Origin of the sequence: uncultured Planktosalinus sp. (assembly GCF_963973675.1) — a bacterium.
Taxonomy (GTDB): Bacteria; Bacteroidota; Bacteroidia; order Flavobacteriales; family Flavobacteriaceae; genus Planktosalinus.
The window spans coordinates 1-3,265 of sequence record NZ_CAXBAN010000311.1 but is presented as its reverse complement, the minus strand read 5'-3'; the positions used below and the strand labels follow the sequence as shown (position 1 = coordinate 3,265).

3 protein-coding genes are annotated in these 3,265 nt (G+C 38.4%); 1 reads left to right on the top strand and 2 read right to left on the bottom strand.

Annotated features, from left to right (window positions below; all coding sequences use genetic code 11):
- The coding region (locus AACY61_RS11085) for a hypothetical protein (protein ID WP_339611651.1) at positions 1-728 on the bottom strand (728 nt) is incomplete at its 3' end.
- A gap of 282 nt (positions 729-1,010) precedes the next feature.
- Positions 1,011-2,036 carry a glycosyltransferase family 9 protein gene (locus AACY61_RS11080; RefSeq protein WP_339611649.1) on the bottom strand — a complete coding sequence of 342 codons (1,026 nt, stop codon included), beginning with the start codon at positions 2,034-2,036 and terminating at the stop codon, positions 1,011-1,013.
- Positions 2,037-2,205: 169 nt separating this feature from the next.
- Between AACY61_RS11080 and AACY61_RS11075 the strand changes: the two genes are divergently transcribed.
- Positions 2,206-3,265 (top strand): MATE family efflux transporter (locus AACY61_RS11075; protein ID WP_339611647.1); only part of this gene is annotated, 1,060 nt, incomplete at its 3' end.

Here is a 3,265-nt window from a genome sequence, read left to right as displayed (position 1 = left end):
AGGTTGACATCGTGGCCCACAAAGTTCTCATGTACTTTTTGGTCTTTGAAGAAAACAGAAAAGGTATGCGTTCCTGCAGTAATGGAGTCATTCACAACAATGCCTTCTGCACCTGAAACTTCTAAAGCGATAGTAGCTTCCGGCTCGGCAATGCCTGAGTCTTCATTTGAAACCACAAAGTCACGTATCATACCCATACTGGTATGAAAAACACCGTTGGGCATTTTTACATAGCATTCCATTAAATAGTAACCCGGCTCGAGTTTGAGGGTGTTTTCACTTGTTCTTTCGGGTGAAAGCAAACCGGAGCCTCCCATAAACTGCACCTCACCATACCATTCAGGTAGTTTTCCAAAAGCAGCCATAGACTCGTCAAATTGGCCTTTATTAATGAGGTCCATACCTTCAGAAAATACCGGTACTACTTTTTTTAAAGCATCATCAAGGGTTTTGCCATCAGGGTATTTTTCAATTAGGAAAAAGTGGGTTTGAGGAGATTGGTTTTTGTAGTGAAACGTATTCCAGCCAGCCGGAATAGTGTCCTGCATTTGAAACTCCATGGCTTCAGTGATGATTTCTATGACAGCTTCTTTTTCAGTATCAGCCATCGTCTGAGTTTCGTCTGTATCTTCCTTTTTATCAGATTTGCACGAAAGCATTCCGAAGCAAAGAACAAGAGTGGTGAACAAATAAATGAGTTTAGTAAAAGTTGATTTAGTTGGTTTCATATATACATTGTTTTAAATTGGTTCAAAAGCCGAATTGTTCAGTTTTTCGACAGTAGGGTTGCGAAAAGCAGTGGGTAAAGTAAATTAGGGGGCTTTATAAAAGAGCGCAGCATTCAAATATAACAATATTTTTTCAAAGAGTGTTTTTGATACCTTTCCTGAGTTTCAGGAACGTTGGATTGGCATATTAAAAGTGGTCTTTTAATACTTAGGTTTCACAAAGAAAATTAGTGAGCTAATAAAAAAGAAGTGAAGGGAGTGCTTTTTTTTTGAAGTTTTGTTTTAAACGGTTACTGCTTTGATTTGATTGATGATTTCATCTACCTGTGTAGTATTGGTATCGATGAATAGATTTTTATTCCCGTAGGGGGCATAAATTTTGGGTTTGGTAACATTAAACAAACCAATGGTAGGTGTATTTGTTGCAGCAGATAAATGCATCATACCGCTGTCTGCACCAAAAAACAAGCTGCAGTTTTCAATGACTGCTGCTATTTCACGTAGGTCTTTACTGTAGAAGTGCACACTGTCAAAGTCGATTTGCGACACGTTTTCAATGGGGAGCATCTCTAAGATGTTGTAGTTGGTAAATTCTTTTTTCATAGCATCATAAACACCTGACCACCATTCTTTAGAGTGGCATTTTCTTCCGGTTGCAAAGGTGTAGATGCAAATGGTTTCCTTTTGGTTGTTAAACAGCCCGTTGAGAATGGTGTTGCCCTGTTTGATTTCGTCTTCAGTTAACTTAATGGACAATTGGGGATACGTATAATCTTTTAAATCAATGGCAGGATCGATGTATTTTAAAAAGCTGTAGATTGGTTTTTTACTTATATGGGTTGGTTTGTTTTCAATACACTCACCCGAATCATATATTTTGTTTCTTGATCTTGAAAGTTTGACAAATATTTTGGAAGAATTTGAACCCTCTTCACCGGCAATAGCGAGGTCATATTTTTTAGACATCATTTGAGTTGCTTTTTTGATGTATTTTAAAATATTGTTGAAGGGTTTTTTAGGAAGGTTATAAATGGTACGTATAGAATCAAATTCAGAAAATAAAATAAACGATAAATTGCCATTGACCACTATATCAATGGTTGCATTGGGAAACCTGAGTTCCAATTCCCGGATCAATGGGGTAAACAACAATTGATTCCCCAGACGGTGGTTGGGTCGGGTAATTAAAATGGTTAATGGTTGATCAGATTGAAGGCTCAAGCCTTTTGGTGTTTTGGTATTTTGAAAAAAATCTGTAAAAAACTTTAGAATACTGTTTTTTATCGGGTTTAGCTTCTTTATACTCATCTGTGTTTGCTTGATTTTGGGAGATTTTGATTGTGGTGATTTAAGAAATTAGTTCAGTTGCTTTTCACCGGTGCCAAATATAACTATTTATAAAATATTTTACACAGAGTCGTTTATTCATTCTTCAAATACCCCTAACTTTGCGGTTTTCATTTTAGTAAATTGTATGATGGCCCTGAGTGCATATACCAAAGAATTCCGATACAACCTCAAGCTGGCATATCCTGTTATGCTGGGGCAACTGGGGCATGTGATGGTGGGCCTTGTTGACAACCTGATGGTGGGGCAGTTGGGAGCCGCCGAGTTGGCAGCTATATCGCTGGGTAACAGTTTGATCTTCATCGCGCTTTCAATCGGGATTGGGTTTTCTTTTGCAATTACCCCGCTTATTGCGGAAGCTGACGGGGAAAACAATATTGAAAACGGCAGAAGCTTTTTCCACCACGGAATGATTTTATGCGGACTCAATGGCTTGTTATTGTTTGTACTTTTGTTATTTATCAAGCCCATTCTATATCACTTAAACCAGCCCCCTGAAGTGGTAGACCTGGCAATTCCTTATCTGGAAATTGTGGCGTTCTCAATGATTCCTTTAATGCTTTTTCAAGGATTTAAACAGTTTGCCGATGGACTTTCACAAACCAAGTATGCCATGATTGCTACCCTGATTGCCAATGTGGTGAATGTGGTGTTCAACTATTTGTTGATTTATGGTATTTGGATTTTCCCCCGATTGGAGTTGGAAGGGGCGGCTATTGGTACGCTGATTTCGCGGTTTTTTATGCTTGGGTTTATTTATTTTATTCTAAAAAACAAAAAGAAGTTGAAGGCTTATTTTGTATGGTCAAAACGGGAGCATCTTGATCGTTCTATTTTTAAGCGTTTGTTTGGACTGGGCTTTCCGACGGCCATGCAGATGTTTTTTGAAGTGGCGTTGTTTACGGCTTCCATATTTCTGGCGGGAATGCTGGGTACCAATTCGCAGGCTGCCAATCAAATTGCACTCAATTTGGCATCTATGACTTTTATGATTGCTGTGGGCTTTAGTGTAACGGCTACCATCAGGGTGGGCAATCAAAAAGGGAAACGCAATTTTGTTGAATTGCGGCGCATTGCTTTTTCTATTTTCTTTATGGTTCTTGTTATTCAGGCAGTTTTTGCCTTGATGTTTATTTTAACCAAAGGTCTATTGCCCACGTTTTATATTGACAATGCAGAAGTAATTTCAA